The organism is uncultured Acetatifactor sp., from assembly GCF_948601915.1.
Lineage (GTDB): Bacteria > Bacillota > Clostridia > Lachnospirales > Lachnospiraceae > Acetatifactor.
In genome coordinates, this window is the sequence record NZ_CAPDXS010000066.1 from 7,271 (window position 1) to 27,145 (window position 19,875).

The window sequence follows — 19,875 nt, forward strand, 5'->3', positions numbered from 1 at the left end:
GTGCTCTTCCGATCTCCATGCCGCGGTACATCCTGCAGAGGATCAATACCTCCATCTTCCGGAACCCGGAGGAGCTGATGGAGAACATCGAGAACGTCACGGCTTTCCTGCGGGAGAAGCTTAAAAGGGACGGAGGGGACTTTGAGCGGGGGACCCTTACCGTAGTGCCCACGGTGGACGGCAGGAGATATTACAAGGTGGATGACGGGAATGTCTTCCGCGTCTACCGCTTCGTGGAGGGCACCAAGACCATCGAGAGCTCAAAGACCCCGGAGGACCTGTACGAGGCGGGGGTGGGCTTCGGCCATTTCCAGAAGCTGCTGGCGGATTTCCCGGTGGAGAAGCTCCATGAGACCATCAAAGATTTCCACCACACGCCAAAGCGCATAGAGGCCCTGCGGCAGGCCATCCGGGAGGACAAGGCGGGCCGGGCGGGCAGCGTCCGGGCGGAGATCGATTTCGCCCTGGAGAACGCCTCCTGGGCAGGAAGCGTGGTGCAGGGGATGGAAGAGGGCAGGATTCCCGTCCGTGTGACCCACAATGACACCAAGATCAACAATATCCTCTTCGACCAGGACACCGGGAAGGCACTGTGCGTCATCGACCTGGACACCGTCATGCCGGGCTCCATGCTGTACGACTTCGGGGATGCCCTGCGGATCGGCGGATCCACGGCGGCGGAGGACGAGGTGGAGCTGGAGAAGGTGCAGTTCGACGAGAGGGCCTTTGAGGCCTTCGCCAGGGGATACTTAAGCGAGATGGGGGAAGCTTTGACGGAGGAGGAGCTGGCGCTGCTGCCCCTGTCCGTGAAGCTGATGACCTACGAGTGCGGCATCCGGTTCCTGACGGATTACCTGAACGGGGATACCTACTTCAAGATCCACAGAGAGCATCACAACTTAGACCGGGCCCGGAACCAGTTCAAGCTGGTGGCGGACATTGCGGGCAAGGAAGGATTGCTGGCGCAGATGGTTGGGGAGGCTCTGAGGGGCTGAAAACTGGATAAGGATGAAAAGAGGGCTGTCGGTATGTTCCGGCAGCTCTTTTTTTCATGTGGTAAAAAATGCGGCAGTTATGTGGCAATATCGTGACGCAAATGCCACAAAAACATAATCACGAAATTGCATTAAAAAGTGGAGTTCTGATCTGCCATATACGCCGTTCGGATTCTAGATGACCGATTTATGACAAAAACAATACGAAAACCAATATGATATTGTCATAAAACGAAAAATATTGTAAAAATATGATATAAATATATTGACAATGTTGATATCACATGTTAATATTCGTGTAAAGAGTTGACTATTGAAGCGCACAGGAGTGTGTATGTATGAACAGAACAGGAATTGCCCGTCCCTCTGCCAGGGACGGAAATCGCGGAAGGAACGATGTCCTGAACAACAGCCTGTTCCGGGTGGTCCTGAACGTGGGGCTGCCGCTGCTCACGGTGCAGATGATCTCCATGCTGGCTGTCTCCTATACCAACGATATATACAGCAGGGAGTTCGGGAAGCTTGTATTCCTGGTGACCGGGGTGGTGAGCGCGGCGATTTCCCTGTTCCAGAGCGCCTGCGGAAGCGTGAGCTCGGCCACATGGATCCGCAGCGCCGCCGCCTATGCCCGGGGAGAGAGGCGGCAGGTCAACAGAGCGGCAGTGAATTCGCTTTACTCCGTGACGCTGATGGTATCCCTGTGCATCCTGATACTCCTGTCCGGCAAGGGGGCCATATTCCGCATGATGAACATCCCGCGGGAAATCTACAGGGAGGCCGGGATGTATTACGACACACAGATGCTCCTGATGCCGATCGGCGGCATCAGCACCATGCTGAATACCATCATTACCGCCAGGGGGAGCAGGGGCATGGTGTTCGCGGAGAACCTGATGATGACCTGTGTGCAGGTGGTCTCCGCGGTGGTCTTCATCGTAATCCTGAGGCTGGGCTTCTGGGGATTCCTCCTGGGCGGCATTCCGGTGACCCTGCTGCACGTGGTGATACAGTTCTGGCTTCTCAGGAAATGTGGTTTCTTCATCGGCCTGGAGAAAGACAGCTTCCGGCCGGATTGGAAGTCAATATTTGGAAATATTAAATACGGATTCCTGTTATATATGCAGATGATTCTCTGCTGCATCAGCGAAATGGCCATCTCCACCCAGAGCAACCGGCATCTGGACATGGATGCCATCGCCACGGTGAGCATCCTGCTGCCCGTGACCGGCCCTCTGAGCATATGTTCCACGCTGTGCAGCGTCTTCGTCCCCCAGAATTACGGGGCAGGGAAGACGCAGAGGCTGAAAAGGTTCGCGGCCGGTTCCATCGGGTTCGCGGCAGTGTACGGAACCGGATGCGCGTGCTTCCTCATAGCCGCGGGGGGATGGTATTTCAGGACACTGTTCGATGACCCGGTGATGATAGCCCTGGGCAGGGAATACTGGTTCTGGTACGGGCTCGCCTGCATCCCTCTGGCCATGATCTACGCCATCCGAATCTTCTTCGACAGCGTCGGCATGGCGAAGGTGTCCATGCTCTCCGGCGTGGGAGAGCTGGCAGGGAGGCTGGTATGCGCTTTTTGGCTGATTCCCTGCTTCGGCTACATAGGACGCTTTGCTGCGCCGCTGTTCGGCTGGGGGCTGGGAGGCCTGCTGATGGTGATCATGTACTTCGCGCTCAGAAAGCGGATCTATCAGCAATGTGAGGAGAACGGGAAAAGGGAGACAGGGGAGAGGGAGGAGGCAGCCGTATGAAATATTACATTGCCGCGGACGGAGGAGGGACCAAGGTCCAGGCGGTTCTCTATGACGAAGAGCTGCGCATGGTGAGCGCCGCCCGGGTATCCGGCGTGAATTCCAATTTCCGGCCCGTAGGACATATCGCCGCGGAGATGCGGCGGCTGGTCCGGGAGCTGGTTCCGGAAGAGGTGAGCGAGGTGGAATGCGTCTGCGTGAGCGTGGTGGGGGACATGGAGCTGTTGATGGAAGCCCTGGGGGAGCGCTGCGTCATTAAGGGCTGTCAGGCCTACGGGGAGGGCGAGGCCGCTCTGGCTGCCGCCGGTGTGCTCTACGGCGTGGCGGCACAGTCGGGGACGGGCTCGGACGCGTTCCTGGTGCAGCCCTGGATGCAGGATACCGTAGGAGGTTGGGGCGCGGTGCTGGGGGACGAGGGAGGCGGGTACGACCTGGGGATCCAGACGCTGAAGGCCGCCATCTACGCCTTTGACGGAAGAGGCCCCCGCACGGCGCTGCTGGACATGGTGCTGGCGGAATGGGAGCTGTCCCATCCATGGGATATGATCGAGAAGCTGGTGGGAAATTCTGACTACAGGCGTGTGATAGCATCTGCCACTTACCTCACCGCCCGGGCGGCGGCACAGGGGGACGCGGTGGCCCTGGGCCTCTATGAGAGGGCGGCCCATGAACTGTCCCATCAGGTGCTGACATTGATCGGGCGGCATGGGGGGAGCTGGCAGGGGCCGATCGTGGCTTCCGGCGGGACCTGGAAGGGATGCGGGCATATGTTCGAGACCTTCCGGGAGGATATATGGCAGGCATACCCGGATGCCGCTGTGATCCGGCCCTTTGCGGAACCGGTGGTGGGCTGTATGGTCAGGCAGAGGCTGGAGGCGGGAGAGGATCCGGGGAGGCTGAGGGACATTGTGGAGGAGCGGTTCCCGCCGTTCTTCCTTAAGGATACGAGGAGGTGAATGAGTGAACGCGACAGGCATGTATTACGGGAGAGTGTCGGAAATACTGGAGGAAGCCTTCACCCAGGAGGCGGAGGCCATGGAGAGAGCGGCCCTGGCGCTGGCCGGGGCCAACAGGGACAGGAGGTCCGTCTTTGCCTTCGGCTGCAACCATGCGGGGCTGATTGCGCTGGAGCTGTTCTACAGGACCGGCGGGATGGTGACCGTCAATCCGGTTCGGGTGCCGGGGATGATGCTGGAGGTATCGCCCATCACCATGAGCAGCGAGATAGAGCGGCTTTCTGGATACGGACAGGTGATCCTGGACTCTTTGCCGGCAAAGGAGGGGGATGTGATCATCATGCACTCTGTGTCCGGCCGCAACGCGGTGACCATCGACATGGCAAGGGCGGCCAGGGAGAAGGGGATGACGGTGATCGTGGTCACGAACATGAACACCGCCGCCAGCGTTTCGTCCAGGCACAGCTCCGGAAAGAAGCTCCACGATTACGCGGATATCCTGATCGACAACCATGGCGACCGTGGGGACGCGGCAGTACAGCTGCAGGGCTTCGCCCAGAAGGTGGCCTCCACGTCCACGGTGGTGGGAGCGGCAATCCTGAACGCCATTGTGGCCAGGGCCTGTGAGCTGCTGCTGGAGATGGGCATCCGGCCGCCCGTATTCATGAGCGGCAACATAGACGGCGGGGATGACTACAATAAAGCCGCCATTTCCCGGCATCGGGAGAACATATTCTATATGTGATGGGAAAGACTATTTTTCGACTATTAAAAGATGAAAATACAATTGTCATATGATAAGGAGGAGTTCTGATGAGTTTACTCGATCGATATCAACAGGCAGTCTACGATCTGCTGTTCAAGGCAAGGACCACACAGAGGGAGGCCGTCCGGAAGGCCGGAGAGATCGTGGCCGATGCCGTGACCCATGGCCGTCATGTATATCTGCACAGAATCTGCCATTCCATTGAGATGGATCTGTATGAAAGGGGCGGCGGGCCTGTCTTCTACCAGCTCTACAAGGCAGAGGAGACGCAGCTGCAGCCCGGAGACGTGCTGTTCGTCAGCTCCGTATCCGGCCGTACCATAGAGGTGGTGAACCTGGCTTACGACATGGTGCAGGCGGGCGTGAACGTGATCGCCCTGACCAGCATGGAATATGCCAGGGCCGTGGAGCCGGTGCATGAATCCGGGAAGAGGCTCCATGAGTTCGTGACATTGGCATTGGACAACTGTGCGCCCGCCGCCGAGGCCATGATGGAGGTGGAGGGCCTGGAGGCCAGGTTCGCGGCGGCTTCCGGGATAGCGTCCGACTTTATCCTGTGGAGCGTCACCTCGGTGGCGGTGGAGAAGATGCTGCAGGAGGGCTGTAGGCCCGGCATTCTGAAGAGCTTCAATTTCCCCGGAGGCGGAGAGTACAATGAGGGGCTGCGGGAGCGCTATAAAGAGTGCGGCTATTAGCGGCGGAAGCCAGAGACTGAGAGGTGGTATGAAGATGAAGAATGAGTTTCCGGTAAAAGAGATGACAATCGGCGGCATTGATATCTCAGAATATGCCATCATCTATCCGAAGGATGGGAGCGTGAGCCTGCGAAAGGCGGCGGAGCTCCTGGCCCGGATGATCCAAAAGGCTACAGGCCATGGGCTTGCGGTGATGGACGACACCCAGTCGGCCGGGCATGAAATCGTGCTGGACACCACAGGACGGGACACGGAAAAGCTGAAACAGATGAGGGCTTCCGTTCAAAGGGACGGATATGCGCTGCTGGCGGAGGGCGGCAGGCTCTATATCACCGGCACCGGCGCCAGGGGGACAAGGAACGGCATCTTCGCTTTCCTGGAGGCGCGGCTTGGCTTCCGGTTCTATACAAAAGACGATATCGTAGTCAGGTCTGCGGACAAAGTGGAGATACCGGAGGGCACCGGGGAGGTGTACAGCCCCCGTTTTGAGTACCGGGAGACTTACTGGCTTCCGTCCTATGGGAACATGGAGCTCTCCTCCATGCAGAGGATCAACGGCAAGCGGGAAGGGGACGACGGCATCAATGTGGAGTACGCGCTGTTCGTGCACACGCTCTCCATCCTGCTGGACGAGCCCCATCAGGTAGACTACCAGCCCTGCCTGTCCGACGAGAAGGTCTATCGGAAGATACTGTCCAATGTACGTAAAAAGCTGGACGAGAATCCGTACGCCTCCATCATCTCCGTGTCCCAGAACGACTCCTATGCGGAAGGGAGAGGCTGCCAGTGCGAGAAGTGCCGTGCCATCGACGAGGCCGAGGGCACGCCCATGGGGTCGCTGCTCACCTTCGTGAACCGCATCGCGGATGCCATAAAGGATGACTATCCCCATGTGGCGGTGGATACCCTGGCCTACCGATATACCAGGAAGGCGCCGAAGACCATCGTGCCGGCGGACAATGTGATCATCCGGCTCTGCTCCATAGAGTGCGACTGTGCCCATCCCATATCCGATGCGGGCATTGAGGGCAATGTGAAGTTCAAAAAGGATATTGAGGAATGGGCGAGGATATGTAAACGTTTATACGTCTGGGATTACACCACGAATTTCCCGTACTACCTTGCGCCCTTCCCGAACCTGTATAACATATATGACAATATGCAGTTCTTCAAAGACCACCATGTGGTGGGGCTGTTCGAGCAGGGGAACGCCGAGTCGCCCACAGTGGAGTTCGGCGAGCTGCGGGGATACCTGATCTCCAGGCTGATGTGGAATCCGGACATCAGCAGGGAGGAATACCTGGGCCTGATGGATGAATTCCTCCAGGACTACTATGGAGCGGGCTGGCGCAATGTCCGGGAATACATCGACAGGACCACTGCCAGAGCGGCGGCAAACGGTTTTGAGCTGTATACCAGGCCTGACAAATATCTTGCGGCAAAGGATGGGGACGAAGGGGAGGACATCGCATTCTGGAACGAGATGCTGGCCCTGTGGGACAGGGCCGTGGACATGGCGGAGGCCACAGCGCAGAAAAACCATGTCAGGCAGTCCAGACTGCAGGTGGAATTCTATATCCTGTACGCGCATTTCGACCATCAGGATCGGCGCTATGAGGCATTCTACCGACAATTGAAGGAATTCGGCGTCAAGACCCACTGCGAGGGAGGGAAGCTGCCGGAGGTCACGGATTTCAGCCAGGGTCCGGGGCAATGGTATGCGAGGTGATGACAGGCAGAGCTTTACGGGCCTTTATAATATGAAAGAACGGAAGGAGGAAGACGTTTTAAGGAAACAAGGAAACTGTGACAGAAAAGTCAGCACCAGGAAACAAGGAGGAGCAAAATGAGGAAAAAATGGATGAAGGGTTTCTCGCTGTTATTGGCATCGGCCATGATGCTTGCCGCCTGTGGAAATGACTCGGGCAGCTCGGGGGGGTAAATAGCGGCGACGGGGAAAAGCAGGAAAGCAGCCAGGAGAGCCAGGCCCAGGACAGCCAGGACAGCCAAGCCCAGGACGAGGGCCAGGAGGCAGGCGGCACCGGCGCAGAGTACCCGGAATACTTGAACATGGACAGCGCTTACCCAATCATCAAGGATGAGTTCAAGGATGATATTGAGTTGAAGATAGCCTACTGCCAGGATGCCAACGCGGCAGCCTGGGAGGATCTGTGGTTTTCCCAGTATCTGGCGGATAAATATAATTTGAACTTTGAGGGAGAGGGCATTGCCGGCTCCGGACTGGGCGAGAGGAAGAACATCATGTTCTCCTCAGGAGACCTGCCCGACATCATGATGGAGATGTGGGTCAGCAACAGCGAGATTCTGAAGTACGGCGTGGAAGAGGGCATGCTGCTGAAGATGGACGAGTACATCAGCGAGGAGCTGACGCCGGGAATCTGGCATTTCCTGTATGGGGACTATGCCTCGGAGAGGATTGACTGTACGGCTCCGGACGGGCATATCTATACGCTGCCTTACCTTATTTCCAGAGAAAATCCCGCGGCACATGGCACTTTCGCGATTTATAAGCCTTATCTGGAGGCAGTGGGGATGGATGGCGTTCCCGAGACGCTGGACGAATTCGTGGATTTTCTGTACAAGGTCAAGGAACAGGATCCCGCGGGCCTGGGAAGCGAAAACATGTATCCCTGGGGCGGAGGCATGAGCACAGACGGCATACCGTGGTTCTTGCTGAATGCATTCGGCTACAATGCCAATAACAACTATGGCTACAGTCCTGCCGTCCGCAACGGCGAGCTGGTGATTCCTGTAAATGATATGGAGGTCTTCCAGGAATACCTGAAGCTGATGAATCAGTTCTATGTGGATGGCATCATCAACCCCAACTACTTTACCATAGAGAGCAGCGAGGTCACGGCACAGGTTCTGGCAGGACAGAATGCAGTGTATTATACGAACCCTACCGTTATCGGGGTGACTGCTGACGAGGTCAATGAGAAATGGGTCTGCGCAAAGCCGCTCACCAGCCAGTGGAACGATACGCCTGCGATGCGCCCGGGCACCTTCTGCGCTCCGGGAAACCTGGCGATTTCCGCGGATACGGAGTATCCGGAGGCATGTATGCGATTCATGGATATATGGTTCAATAACGTGACAGAGAACGGTTATCAGCTTGTCTGGGGAGCCAACGAGGAGTACAGCTATGGCTTCATCGAGAAAAGCGTCTATGACGAAGAGGCCGGACAGTGGGTGGACAATCCCGATTTGCCGGAGGATACCAACAGCTACAGCTACTGGGTTGAAGACATGCTTGGCTTCTATCCTCACATCGGAGCCCTCTACCTTCCGGAATGCGCGGATAAGTTCATGGAGGATATGGGATATCCTGTGGCGGAAAAGGAGATAGGGGCATTCGCCCAGTCTGCGCTGGATAATGTATGGCCTTACGCAGTAGATGCCTTCCCCCATAACTATTATGTGGATGATGACTTGCAGAAGGAGATGACGGATCTGGGCACTGTAATCGAACCCTACGTCAAGGAGCAGGTGGCCCGCTTCATCACGGGCGAGAGGCCTCTTTCCGAGACGGACGCATTCGCGCAGGAGCTGAAGGACATGAACATCGACAGGCTGCAGGAAATCTACGGGCAGATTTACGATGATTACCAGAAGCTGAAAGCAGGTAATTAACGGAATATTTAGCTGTGACGGGGGCGGGCGGAACGAAAGCCTGCCCCCGCCTCAGCATCGCTGCCGCATAGAGGTGTCTGCCACAGGAGGAAAGAGAAGATGAAGAACCGCAAAAAGCTTACCCTGAAAAGTATTTTCCATGATTGGAGGCTGTATGTCCTGATGCTGCCATCGCTGGTCTATCTGTTCATTTTTGCCTATATACCGATGTATGGAGTCCAGATCGCTTTCCGGGATTTTTCCCCCAGGAAGGGCATCTGGGGCAGCGAATGGGTAGGGCTGGAGTATTTCAAGAGATTTATAGAATATCCGAATTTCAAGTTCCTGATGATGAATACCCTGCGAATCGGCCTGTACAGCCTGGCCACGTTCCCCTGCTCCATCATTTTCGCGCTGATGCTGAATGAGGTGCGCAGCACCAAGTTCAAGAAGAGCGTCCAGATGATTAGCTATATCCCCCATTTCCTGTCCACGGTGGTGGTGTGCTCCATGGTCACGCTGTTCTTCAACCAGAAGACGGGCGTCGTGAATGCCATCATCGAGTTCCTGGGGGGCACCCGGACGGATTTCCTGACTAAGGCTTCCTATTTCGAGGACATCTATGTCTGGAGCGGCGTATGGCAGGGGCTGGGCTTCGGAGCCATCATCTATATCGCCGCGCTGGCCAGCGTTCCCATGGAGCAGATTGAGGCAGCCCGGATAGACGGCGCCACCCGCCTGCAGATTATCTGGCATGTGAACATTCCCTATATCCTGCCTACGATCATCATCATGCTGATTTTCTCCTGCGGCGGCATCCTGGGCGTGGGATTCGAGAAGATATTGCTGCTGCAGAACGATTTGAATCTGTCCCGGTCACAGGTGATTTCCACGTATGTATATGAAATCGGTATCCGGGGCGGGCAGTTCAGCTACTCGTCCGCAATCGGCCTGTTCAATACAATCATCAATGTCACCATACTGGCCATTGTAAATGAGATCGCCAGGAGGTTCGGCGAGACCAGTATCTGGTAAGGAAAGGAGAGACGGGATTGCGTAAAATAAATTCTGATAAGGTGTTTGGTTTTGTCAATGGTCTGCTGCTGGTCCTGATTCTCCTGATTATGGTGTATCCGCTGTATTTCGTGATCATCGCGTCGATTTCGGATCCCATACAGGTGGGTCAGGGGAAGCTGGTGCTGCTGCCAAAGGGATTCACCCTGGACAGCTACAAGGAGGCTTTCAGGGAGAAGCAGATATGGGTGGGATACCGCAATTCCATCTACTATACCGTAGTGGGGACGCTGTTCAACCTGTTCCTGACGGTTCCCACGGCCTATGCGCTGAGCAAGAAGAAAATGCGCTTCCACGGGGCGCTCACCTTCTATTATGTGTTCACCATGTATTTCGGGGGCGGCCTGCTGCCCTACTATTTATTGGTAAAGGAGATGGGGCTTATCAATAAACCGTATACCCTCATTGTGCTGGGCGGCTTATCTGTCTATAACGTGGTGGTGACGCGGACCTACTTTGCGAATTCCATACCGGAGAGCCTGTATGAGGCCACGGAGATTGACGGAGGATCCGAGTTCGACAATTTCTTCCGGATCGCGCTTCCGCTGTCGAAGCCGATCATCGCCGTGATCGCGCTGTACTACGCGGTGGGACGGTGGAACGATTATTTCACGGCCATGATCTATACCGCAAAGAAGGCATACCAGCCGCTGCAGACTGTGCTGCGGGGCATCCTGCTGGAGGGGGAGATGACTTTGGGGCGGATCGACATCAACATCCTGAGCGAGGAAGAGATGGCCTACTATGTGCGGAAATCCTTCCTGGTGGAGTCCATGAAGTATTCCATCATCTTCATCGCCTCCCTGCCCATGCTGATCGCCTATCCCTTCGTGCAGAAATACTTCGTACAGGGCGTCATGATCGGCTCCGTGAAAGGCTGAGAAGCTGGACAAGCTTCAGGGAGCGGCCATGCCTATGAAGGAGCATGAAATCAAAGAAAGGAAGGATGTCTGGGATATGAAAAAAGTGATTCTGATTTTATCGGACGGCTTCCGGCCGGATGCGCTGACATCCTGCGGGAATCCCTATGGAAAGGAGCTCCTGGAGAAGGGGAGCTATTCGCTGGAGGCCAGGACGGTGTGCCCTTCCGTCACGCTGCCCTGCCATATGTCCCTGTTCCACAGCGTACCGCCGCAGCGGCACGGGATTCTGACAAATACCTATGTGCCCCAGGTTCGGCCGGTGAACGGCCTGTGCGAACAGCTCCGGGCAGGGGGCAGGAAATGTGCCTTCTTCTACAACTGGGAGGAATTGCGGGACTTGAGCCGCCCTGAATCCCTGGCGTTCAGTTATTTTGTATCCCTGGAGTTTGACCGCTCCTGGGAGGAGACCAATGAGATGGTTACGGAAAATGCCATCTCTTATATAGAAGAGGATAAGCCGGACTTCGCTTTCGTGTACCTGGGGCTGACGGATGCCGTGGGCCATGGGAACGGCTGGATGGGCGAGGAATATATGAAAGCCTGCAGCCGTTCTCTGGAGGAGATCAGGCGCATCGTGGAGCGGTTCCGGGAGGACTATACCATCATCGTCACGGCCGATCACGGGGGGCATGGACGCAACCATGGAAGCGATGACAGGGAGGACATGCTGATTCCGGTCATCTGCCTGGGCCCTGATTTCCCCGCGGGGAAGGTGCTCGGAGATGTGGGCATTTGCGATATAGCGCCTACTATCGCCGGACTTGCCGAAGTCTCCGCCGCACCGGAGTGGGAAGGGAAGAATTTGATTACATCTTGACAAGATTGTCAAATTATGGTACTTGTTTCAGTAGGAAGATGCAGAATAGCGGAAAGAGCGGGGAATGGCAGATGAATCAGGAGCGTCGGGACCAAATCGTGAAAATGGCAAAGGAGAACCGGGTGGTGAAGAACCGGGAACTGATGGAGCGGTTCGGCATCTCCATTGAAACTGTCCGGAGAGACCTGAAATATCTGGAGAAGCAGGGGCTCCTGGAGTGCGTCTACGGAGGCGCCGTGCTGAAAGATGCCTCTTCATCCGGCTGGAGCTTTGAGGCTGTTGCCGCTATGCATTCCGTGCAGAAGGAGGCCATTGCCAGAGAGGCGGCGGGTATCGTGAACAGCGGGGAGACGATTTTCCTGGAGGAGGGCTCCACTGTCTTTGCCATGACCCGCTACCTGAAGGATATCGTACCGCTGACGGTGATTACCAGCTCGTTGAGGATAGCCATGGCCCTGGGCGATGTGCCGGACTGTACAGTGATACTCCCGGGAGGGAGGGTGGTGCCCGGCACGCTGGAGCTGACAGGCTTCCAGTCCGACGAGAATCTGAGTATATTCAATATCGATAAAGCGTTCATCGGCGTCAATGGCATCACGGAGACCCATTTTACGGACTATACCGCGATAGACAGAAGGTACATACGGCGCAGGGTGATTGAGAACAGCGATCAGGCCATCGTCCTGGCGGACAACAGCAAGTTCGGCGTCCGGGCCACGGTCAATGTGGCGTCCATCAATGAACTGGATATGGTCATAACGGATGACGGGACGCCGGAGTGTTATGTGAAGAAGCTGGAGGATGCCGGGGTCCAGGTCATTGTGGCGAAGGTGGGATAGGCTGAGGGACAGGAGCGTTATATGGTAAAATAAGGAAACAGCAGTTCCTGCCATCTGTGCTATACTGTATACATGGGGGAGTGTTTCCATAAGCCTCTCCAGGGACAGGGGGGCGCGGGGATGGACAGGGATGCTGCGGGCGGCCGGAGACGGCGCCGAAGGATTACATATATGAGCATATTGGGGATCATGCTTCTGCTGCACGTTCTGGCGTGGAGCAGCGAACGGTTCTGCGACTGGTATGCCGCCCATGTATTTCGGATATGGGTGGAGACCTACGGGCGGGCCATGGGCATGGTTCCTTTTTCTGTTGGGGAGGCGCTGATCGGGCTGGGGCTGGGCTTCGGGGCGCTGGGAGGAGCTCTGGGGCTGATATGGCTGGCCGGAAGGATGTCCGGATCCGGGGAAGGGCGAAAGCAGGCAGAGGCCCGGGGAGGGGCGCGGGAGAGGCGGAGGGGCCGGAAGGATGCCCCGCCGGAACGGCCAGGGGCCTTGAGGAGCTTTAGCAGGGCATACTGCACAGGGGCCATGTGGATACTGCTGACAGTATTCGTCCTGATGACTCTGAACAGCGCCATACTCTACCATACCTCCGGCTTCGGGGAGAAGTATCTGGAAGCCGCCGCCGCGGAATACGGCCTGGAGGAGCTGGAGGCGCTGCGGAATTTCGTGGTGGAGCAGTGCAATACCCTGTGCTGCCGGATTCCCAGGAATGAGGACGGCTCCATTTCCTATGGCGGGGACATGGCGGAGGCGGCAAGGGCAGCCATGGGGGAGTTAGGTACGACTTACAGCGGGCTGGACGGATTCTACCCCGCGCCCAAACCCCTGCGCTGTTCGGATTTCCTGAGCAGGCGGTACATAGCGGGGTGCTTCTACCCCTTTTCCATGGAAGCCAATTACAATGATGTGATGTACGTGATGAACATGCCTTCCACCATGTGCCATGAGCTGGCCCATCTGAAGGGGTTCATCCGGGAGGACGAGGCGAACCTGATCGGGTATCTGGCCTGTGTGGGGTCAGAGGATATCTATTTCCGTTACAGCGGCTACCTGAGCGTGCTGTATTATATCGACAGGGATTTCCGCCAGGCGGCGGGGTACGAGCGGTATCTGGCGGCAGCGCCCATACTGCCCCAGGTGCATGAGGACAATGTGTTCCTGACCGAGAGGGAGTGGGCCAGGGTGGAGGAGACGTCGCCTGTGGGCGCCGAGGTGGTGGAAGCGGTGTCGGACCAGCTGTCGGACGTGGGGCTTCGGCTCAACGGCGTGCCGGAGGGGAGGCTGAGCTACAGCAAAGTGGTGGGGCTGTTATTGCGGTATTATGATGTGAACGGGTATCGGTAGGGGGATCGCCTCCGCCGGAATGTCAACAAAAATTCTGTTGGAAGATAACTTTACTTTTCTTCCATATTTTTGTATACTTAGAGACAGAAATGACTTGTGGCCGCCCCCATTGCATCCTTTCCCCGCCTTGTGCCGGCGCGGACATCAGGCGCTGATTAATCGGGAATTCATGCACGGCGTACCGGGGATAAGCGAAAGGAGCGCAAATGCCTGACCAGGAGCGGAAAGAGCAGAGAGGCCTTCTCGATGGGCAGAAGGATTTCCACAACGGAAATAAAGAATTCCTCGACGGAAATAAAGAATTCCTGATAGAGAAGATCAAGGAAAAGCCGGTGAACAAGAAGAAGCTGATCCGCCGGACGATCATCACGGTGTCCATGGCGGTGATCTTCGGCCTGGTGGCCTGCGTCACCTTCCTTGTGCTGGAGCCGGTGATCAGCAACTGGCTGTACCCGAAGGAGGAGCCGGAGATACAGACCGTGGAGTTCCCGGAGGATAAGGAGGAGATGTCGCCGGAGGAGATGCTGGCGGAGAACCTTCCCACGGAAAGCCCGGAGCCCACGCCTGCGCCCACCCCGGAGCCCACACGGAATCCCGGGGACGGCGGGGACACTTACGTGCCGCTGGGGGAAGAGCAGGTGCAGGACATCCTGTCCCAGGTCACCTTCGACCTGAATCATTATAAGCAGCTGTACACGGCCCTCCACGACTATGGAAACGAGCTGGGCCGCAGCGTCGTGACGGTGACGGCGGTGACCTCCAACCTGGACTGGTTCAACAGCGTGCAGGAGCGCAGTAACCAGTGCTCCGGCGTCATCATTTTCGAAAACGGCATGGAGCTTTTGATTCTGACGGATTATTCCGCCATCAGGTCCGCGGAAAGGCTGCTGCTGACCTTCTATGACGAATCCCAGACAGGGGCCCAGCTAAAGCAATATAATGAGGCCACCAATCTGGCGGTGCTTTCAGTGCCGTTGGAGGAGCTGAGCGATGCGGTAAGGGGCGGGCCAGGGAATGCGCAGGACGGTTTCGAAGCGGGGGTCCAGGACAGTCCGACAGGCGCGGGCGCTCCGGGCAATCAGGATCCGGATGCCCCGGAAGATGAGAACCCGGACGAGCCGGGAGACCTGGGCGCTTCGGGCAGCCCGGGCCAGGGGAACACAGGGGCCCAGGATTCGGGCGGCCAGACAGCCCGGAATCCGGAAGAACCGGAGAGCGGGCTCCCCATCGTGGAATTCGGATACTCCAATGCGAAGAGTCTGGCCGGGACGCCGGTCATCGCCGTGGGCAGCCCCATGGGAACCAGCAATTCCCTGAGCTACGGCATGATAACCGCGTCCGGCACCACCGTATCCACAGCGGACAGGAACTACCGGATCCTGCTGACGGACATCAGCGGAAGCCAGAACGCCAGCGGCGCCCTGTTCGATTTGCAGGGGAAGATGATCGGATTCATCACGAATCACAGGACAGGCTCGGACATGAAGAACCTGATCATGGCCTATGGCATCACGGACCTGCAGAGGACTGTGGAGAAGATGTCCAACGGGGCGGAGATCGCCTACCTGGGCATCCGGGGGGAGGATGTGCCCCGGGAGGTCAACGCGGAGCTTGGGATTCCCTTCGGGGCCTATGTGGAGGAATTCGACATGGACTCCCCGGCCATGCGGGCCGGCATCCAGCGGGGGGATGTGATTACGGCCATCGGGGAGAAAAGCGTATCCGGCTTTATGGAATACAGCAACGCGCTGATGGATCTGGAGCCCGGGCAGACAGTGGAGGTCACAGTCATGCGGCAGGCCCAGGAAGAATATAAGGAAATGAAGTTCAATATTGAGTTGGGAGGAGTCAGGTAAATGAAATTCATCAGAGATCTGAAGGAGGGGGACAGGATTTCCGACATCTACCTCTGCAAGCATAAACAGGCGGCAGTGACCAAGAACGGGAAATCCTATGAGAACGTGATCCTGCAGGACAAGACAGGCGTCATCGACGCAAAGGTCTGGGAGCCGGGCAACCCGGGCATCGGGAACTACGACACCCTGGACTACATCGATGTCTGCGGCGATGTGAACAGCTTCCAGGGCTCGCTGCAGGTCAGCATCAAGCGGATCCGGGTCTGCCGGGAGGGGGAATACAATCCCGCGGACTATCTGCCGGTGAGCGCAAAGGACAACGACAAGATGTACGCGGAGCTTCTGGACATGGTGGACAGCATCCGGAATCCCTGGCTGAAACAGCTCCTGGAGTCCTTTTTCCTGGCTGACGATGAATTTGTCAGAAAATTCCGCCATTCTTCTGCCGCAAAAACGGTGCACCATGGGTTTGTAGGCGGATTATTGGAGCATACTTTAAGTGTGGCGAAGCTGTGCGGCTACTATTGCGGCGCGTATCCGATTCTGAACCGGGATCTCCTGCTGACGGCGGCCATGTGCCATGACATCGGCAAGGTGAAGGAGATTTCACCTTTCCCGGAAAACGACTACACGGATGACGGCCAACTGCTGGGGCATATCGTCATGGGCTCCCAGATGGTGGCGGAGAAGGCGGCGGCAATCCACGGCTTCCCCCATGGGCTGCTGGCCCAGGTACAGCACTGCATACTGGCCCACCACGGGAAATACGAGTACGGCTCGCCCAAGCTTCCGGCGCTGATGGAGGCCCTGGCGCTGAACTACGCGGATGACACGGACGCGAAGCTGGAGACCTTCAAGGAGATACTGGAGAACAACAGCGGGAACCAGGGGTGGCTGGGGTACAACCGGCTGTTCGAGTCCAATCTGCGGGCTACCAGAGAATAGGGACATACGGTTTCGGGCAAAGAATGAAGGACATGCTTAAGAGCAGGATTTGAGAGGAAGTCTTAAATATAGAAGGAATGCCCGCAAAGGGCGCGTGGAGGTGCAAGATGAAGGTGACGGACGATATTTTGTATGTAGGCGTGGACGATCACGAGGTGGATCTGTTCGAGGGGCAGTATCAGGTGCCTGGCGGGATGGCCTACAATTCCTATGTGATACTGGACGAGAGGATTGCGGTGATGGATACCGTGGACGCGGGGTTCGGCGCCCTGTGGCTGGGGAACGTGGAGGCGGCCCTGGGAGGGCGCAGGCCGGATTACCTGGTGGTGCAGCATATGGAGCCGGATCACTCGGCCTGTATCCCCCTTTTCCTGGAAAAGTATCCGGAGGCCCAGGTGGTGGCTACCGCCCCGGCCTTTAAGATGATGGACCAGTTCTTCTCTCTGGGGGCTGAGGTGAAGCGGATGCCCGTGGCAAACGGGGCGGAGCTGGATCTGGGGCGGCATAAGCTGAGCTTCGTGTGCGCGCCCATGGTGCACTGGCCCGAGGTGATGATGACCTATGACCCGGCGGACAAGGTGCTGTTCTCGGCGGACGGCTTCGGGAAGTTCGGGGCTCTGGACGTGGAGGAGGACTGGGCGGATGAGGCCAGGCGGTATTATATCGGCATCGTGGGGAAGTATGGCCCCCAGGTGCAGAACGTGCTGAAGAAGGCGGCGGGGCTGGAGATCCGGAAGATCTGTCCGCTCCACGGGCCTGTGCTGGAGGAGAACCTGGAGTATTATCTGGGGCTGTATGACAAATGGTCTTCCTATGAGCCGGAGGAGGACGGCGTGGTAGTGGCATATGCCTCTGTGTACGGGCACACGAAAGCGGCGGCGGCCCGTCTGGCGGAGGAGCTGCGCGACAGGGGCGTGACAGTGGCCGTCTACGACCTGGCCAGGGACGACATGGCGGCGGCAGTGGCGGACGCTTTCCGCTACAGCAAGCTGGTGCTGGCCTGCAACACCTACAATATGAGCGTCAATCCCTTCATGCACCAGTTCCTCACGGTGCTGGCGGAGCACAGCTATCAGAAGCGCACGGTGGGGCTGATCGAGAACGGCTCCTGGGCCCCTGTGGCGGCCAAGGCCATGCGGGGGATGCTGGAGAAATGCAAGGAGATCACATTTGCGGAAAATACGGTGACAGTGCTGTCCGCCATGAAGCCCCAGAATGAGGAGCAGATAAAGTCGCTGGCGGCGGAGCTGGCGTAGGAGCGAAGGATTTTCAGGCAAGCGCCCACGGCGGATTTGCCGCGCCGGGGATTGGCATCGGCTGGGATATGCTTTGCGGAGGTATCCGGGAGGGGTAACCGCGAGGCTTTGGTGAGGCCGGTGCGATAGAGCCGGGTTCGCTGTGGAGTTGCTGTGAGGGAGAGGAGCAGGCCTTTCCTGACCCTTGGGGAAAAGGGGAAATCCAGAAGGGACTGGGCAATCCGACAGGATTCGGGAAATGGGAATAAACGTAGAACAATAAAGGATATAACGGGAAAAAGTATGAAATTTCAGAAAAACGAACTCGCTGTAGTGACGATTGAGGACATGGGAAGCGATGGCTTCGGCATAGGGAAGGTGGACGGCTTTGCGCTGTTCGTCAAGGATGCCGTGGTGGGCGACAGGGTGGAGGCGAGGATCGTAAAGAGCAAAAAGAATTATGCCTATGCGCGGCTGGAGAAGGTCATTGAGCCTTCTCCTTTTCGCGTGGAGCCGAAATGCCACTGCCACAGACAGTGCGGGGGATGCCAGCTCCAGGTTCTCTCCTATGAGAAGCAGTTGGACTATAAGCAGGACAAGATACGGAACAGCCTGATCCGCATCGGGGGCTTTGCGCCGGAGGAGGTCGACCGGTGGATGGAGCTCATCGTGGGGATGGAGGAGCCCTTCCGCTACCGGAACAAGGCCCAGTATCCTGTGGGCAGGGACAGGGAGGGGAATGTGGTGGCCGGGTTCTACGCAGGGCGGACCCACAGCATCATCCCCAATACCGATTGCCTGCTGGGGCCTGTGGAAAATGAGACCGTCATGGAAGCCGTGCTGGATTATATGCGGGAGAATCGGGTCAGCGCATATGATGAGGCATCCGGAACCGGGCTAGTGCGTCATGTGCTTATACGCAAGGGGTTCGTCAGCGGGGAGATTATGGTGTGCCTGGTGATTAATAAAAAAGTGACAGATGTGTCATGTGGCGTGCCGAAAGAAATGGTATCCCGGGGAAAGGATATTGGGACAGGGCGGACGGCCGGGGGGATGCGCAGTGGGACGGAAGGATGTCGGGGGCTGGAAGGAGAGTCTGCGGAAGGGCACCGAGGGCTGAAAGGAAGGGCTGTGGAAGGATGCCGATATGAAAGAAGGGCAGAATGCCCCATGCCGGGAGAAGAGCGCAGCTTTCAGGGGGAGTTCCTGCCCCGGCAGGACAGGCTCCTGCGGAAATTGACCGGGATAGCGGGCATGACCAGCATCTCCGTGAGCATCCAGACCGAACGCACCAATGTAATCATGGGCAGGGAGATACATACAATCTGGGGGAAGGACTGCATTTCGGACACCATCCGCGTCCGGGACATGGAGAGCCCGGGCTGGCCCTACACGGGGAGGGAGCTGACCTTCCACATCTCGCCCCTGTCCTTTTACCAGGTGAATCCCGTCCAGACGGAGAAGCTCTACAGCCTTGCCCTGGAATACGCCGGGCTCACCGGGCAGGAGACGGTGTGGGATCTGTACTGCGGCATCGGCACCATCTCCCTGTTCCTGGCGGATAAGGCGAAGCAGGTCTATGGCGTGGAGATCGTGCCCCAGGCCATAGAGGATGCCAGGGAGAACGCGGTGCGCAACGGGATTGGGAATGCGTCCTTCTTCGTGGGGAAGGCGGAGGAGGTGCTGCAGAAGTTTTGCCATGGCGGGGATTGGGAGGATGCTGCGCATCCGGACGTGGTGGTGGTGGATCCGCCCCGGAAGGGATGCGACAACACGTGCCTGAGAGCCATATTGGCGGCTGAGCCGGAGCGGATTGTCTATGTAAGCTGCGACCCAGCGACCCTGGCCAGGGATTTAAGGGTACTCTGTGATGGGGGGTATGGGATTGAGAGAGTGCGGGGGATGGATCAGTTCGGGATGACGGTGCATTGTGAAACCATTGTACTTTTGTCCCACAAATCACCAGATAGCCATATTAATGTAAAACTATAAATGAGCAAAATTGAATTTTTACCAAAATTGCATTAAATGCTTTAAAAC

Annotated in this window: 15 protein-coding genes and 1 pseudogene (1 of these 16 running past the window's edge); all 16 read left to right on the plus strand. The window is 57.3% G+C overall.

Annotated elements, in window-relative coordinates; genetic code table 11:
- A pseudogene (locus Q2B33_RS12560) lies at positions 1-995 on the plus strand (phosphotransferase enzyme family protein) (it extends 112 nt beyond the left edge of the window).
- A gap of 338 nt (positions 996-1,333) precedes the next feature.
- The gene (locus Q2B33_RS12565) at positions 1,334-2,749 is read left to right on the plus strand and encodes an MATE family efflux transporter (RefSeq protein WP_300564218.1); all 1,416 of its coding nucleotides are present in this window, start codon (positions 1,334-1,336) and stop codon (positions 2,747-2,749) included.
- On the plus strand, positions 2,746-3,705 hold the full coding sequence (locus tag Q2B33_RS12570) for a BadF/BadG/BcrA/BcrD ATPase family protein (RefSeq protein WP_300564216.1): 960 nt from the start codon (positions 2,746-2,748) through the stop codon (positions 3,703-3,705). The genes Q2B33_RS12565 and Q2B33_RS12570 overlap by 4 nt, the downstream gene beginning before the upstream one ends.
- Before the next feature lie 4 nt (positions 3,706-3,709).
- Complete coding sequence (locus Q2B33_RS12575) at positions 3,710-4,450, plus strand: SIS domain-containing protein (RefSeq protein WP_300564214.1); 741 nt, start codon at positions 3,710-3,712, stop codon at positions 4,448-4,450.
- A gap of 68 nt (positions 4,451-4,518) precedes the next feature.
- Positions 4,519-5,166 (plus strand): SIS domain-containing protein, encoded by a 648-nt coding sequence (locus tag Q2B33_RS12580; protein WP_300564212.1) that lies wholly within the window; start codon positions 4,519-4,521, stop codon positions 5,164-5,166.
- A gap of 34 nt (positions 5,167-5,200) precedes the next feature.
- Positions 5,201-6,895, plus strand: coding sequence for a DUF4838 domain-containing protein (locus Q2B33_RS12585; protein WP_300564210.1), 1,695 nt, complete (start codon positions 5,201-5,203; stop codon positions 6,893-6,895).
- 341 nt (positions 6,896-7,236) lie between these two features.
- Positions 7,237-8,820, plus strand: a complete 1,584-nt coding sequence (locus Q2B33_RS12590) for an extracellular solute-binding protein (protein ID WP_300564209.1) — start codon at positions 7,237-7,239, stop codon at positions 8,818-8,820.
- A gap of 99 nt (positions 8,821-8,919) precedes the next feature.
- The gene (locus Q2B33_RS12595; RefSeq protein ID WP_300564207.1) at positions 8,920-9,834 is read left to right on the plus strand and encodes a sugar ABC transporter permease; all 915 of its coding nucleotides are present in this window, start codon (positions 8,920-8,922) and stop codon (positions 9,832-9,834) included.
- Between the two features lie 17 nt (positions 9,835-9,851).
- Positions 9,852-10,754 carry a carbohydrate ABC transporter permease gene (locus Q2B33_RS12600; protein ID WP_296466706.1) on the plus strand — a complete coding sequence of 301 codons (903 nt, stop codon included), beginning with the start codon at positions 9,852-9,854 and terminating at the stop codon, positions 10,752-10,754.
- A 76-nt stretch (positions 10,755-10,830) separates the two neighbouring features.
- Positions 10,831-11,613, plus strand: a complete 783-nt coding sequence (locus tag Q2B33_RS12605; protein WP_300564204.1) for an alkaline phosphatase family protein — start codon at positions 10,831-10,833, stop codon at positions 11,611-11,613.
- Positions 11,614-11,651: 38 nt separating this feature from the next.
- The gene (locus Q2B33_RS12610; protein WP_300564202.1) at positions 11,652-12,452 is read left to right on the plus strand and encodes a DeoR/GlpR family DNA-binding transcription regulator; all 801 of its coding nucleotides are present in this window, start codon (positions 11,652-11,654) and stop codon (positions 12,450-12,452) included.
- A gap of 171 nt (positions 12,453-12,623) precedes the next feature.
- On the plus strand, positions 12,624-13,799 hold the full coding sequence (locus Q2B33_RS12615; RefSeq protein ID WP_300564200.1) for a DUF3810 domain-containing protein: 1,176 nt from the start codon (positions 12,624-12,626) through the stop codon (positions 13,797-13,799).
- A gap of 206 nt (positions 13,800-14,005) precedes the next feature.
- Positions 14,006-15,655, plus strand: coding sequence for a S1C family serine protease (locus Q2B33_RS12620; protein WP_300564198.1), 1,650 nt, complete (start codon positions 14,006-14,008; stop codon positions 15,653-15,655).
- Positions 15,656-16,600: a 3'-5' exoribonuclease YhaM family protein gene (locus tag Q2B33_RS12625; protein ID WP_300564196.1), complete on the plus strand. Its 945-nt coding sequence runs from the start codon at positions 15,656-15,658 to the stop codon at positions 16,598-16,600. It begins immediately after the preceding gene.
- 77 nt (positions 16,601-16,677) lie between these two features.
- On the plus strand, positions 16,678-17,856 hold the full coding sequence (locus Q2B33_RS12630) for an FprA family A-type flavoprotein (RefSeq protein WP_300914062.1): 1,179 nt from the start codon (positions 16,678-16,680) through the stop codon (positions 17,854-17,856).
- Between the two features lie 282 nt (positions 17,857-18,138).
- Positions 18,139-19,827 carry a 23S rRNA (uracil(1939)-C(5))-methyltransferase RlmD gene (gene rlmD / locus Q2B33_RS12635; protein WP_300564192.1) on the plus strand — a complete coding sequence of 563 codons (1,689 nt, stop codon included), beginning with the start codon at positions 18,139-18,141 and terminating at the stop codon, positions 19,825-19,827.
- Positions 19,828-19,875 lie beyond the last annotated feature (48 nt).

Bases quoted from the DNA above. Each gene is read 5' to 3' on its own strand.
- Q2B33_RS12585 (WP_300564210.1), top strand. From the start codon at position 5,201: ATGAAGAATGAGTTTCCGGTAAAAGAGATGACAATCGGCGGCATTGAT.
- rlmD (WP_300564192.1), top strand. From the start codon at position 18,139: ATGAAATTTCAGAAAAACGAACTCGCTGTAGTGACGATTGAGGACATG.
- Q2B33_RS12595 (WP_300564207.1), top strand. From the start codon at position 8,920: ATGAAGAACCGCAAAAAGCTTACCCTGAAAAGTATTTTCCATGATTGG.
- Q2B33_RS12620 (WP_300564198.1), top strand. From the start codon at position 14,006: ATGCCTGACCAGGAGCGGAAAGAGCAGAGAGGCCTTCTCGATGGGCAG.
- Q2B33_RS12610 (WP_300564202.1), top strand. From the start codon at position 11,652: ATGCAGAATAGCGGAAAGAGCGGGGAATGGCAGATGAATCAGGAGCGT.
- Q2B33_RS12605 (WP_300564204.1), top strand. From the start codon at position 10,831: ATGAAAAAAGTGATTCTGATTTTATCGGACGGCTTCCGGCCGGATGCG.
- Q2B33_RS12590 (WP_300564209.1), top strand. From the start codon at position 7,237: ATGGACAGCGCTTACCCAATCATCAAGGATGAGTTCAAGGATGATATT.
- Q2B33_RS12625 (WP_300564196.1), top strand. From the start codon at position 15,656: ATGAAATTCATCAGAGATCTGAAGGAGGGGGACAGGATTTCCGACATC.
- Q2B33_RS12630 (WP_300914062.1), top strand. From the start codon at position 16,678: ATGCCCGCAAAGGGCGCGTGGAGGTGCAAGATGAAGGTGACGGACGAT.
- Q2B33_RS12615 (WP_300564200.1), top strand. From the start codon at position 12,624: ATGAGCATATTGGGGATCATGCTTCTGCTGCACGTTCTGGCGTGGAGC.
- Q2B33_RS12580 (WP_300564212.1), top strand. From the start codon at position 4,519: ATGAGTTTACTCGATCGATATCAACAGGCAGTCTACGATCTGCTGTTC.
- Q2B33_RS12570 (WP_300564216.1), top strand. From the start codon at position 2,746: ATGAAATATTACATTGCCGCGGACGGAGGAGGGACCAAGGTCCAGGCG.
- Q2B33_RS12565 (WP_300564218.1), top strand. From the start codon at position 1,334: ATGAACAGAACAGGAATTGCCCGTCCCTCTGCCAGGGACGGAAATCGC.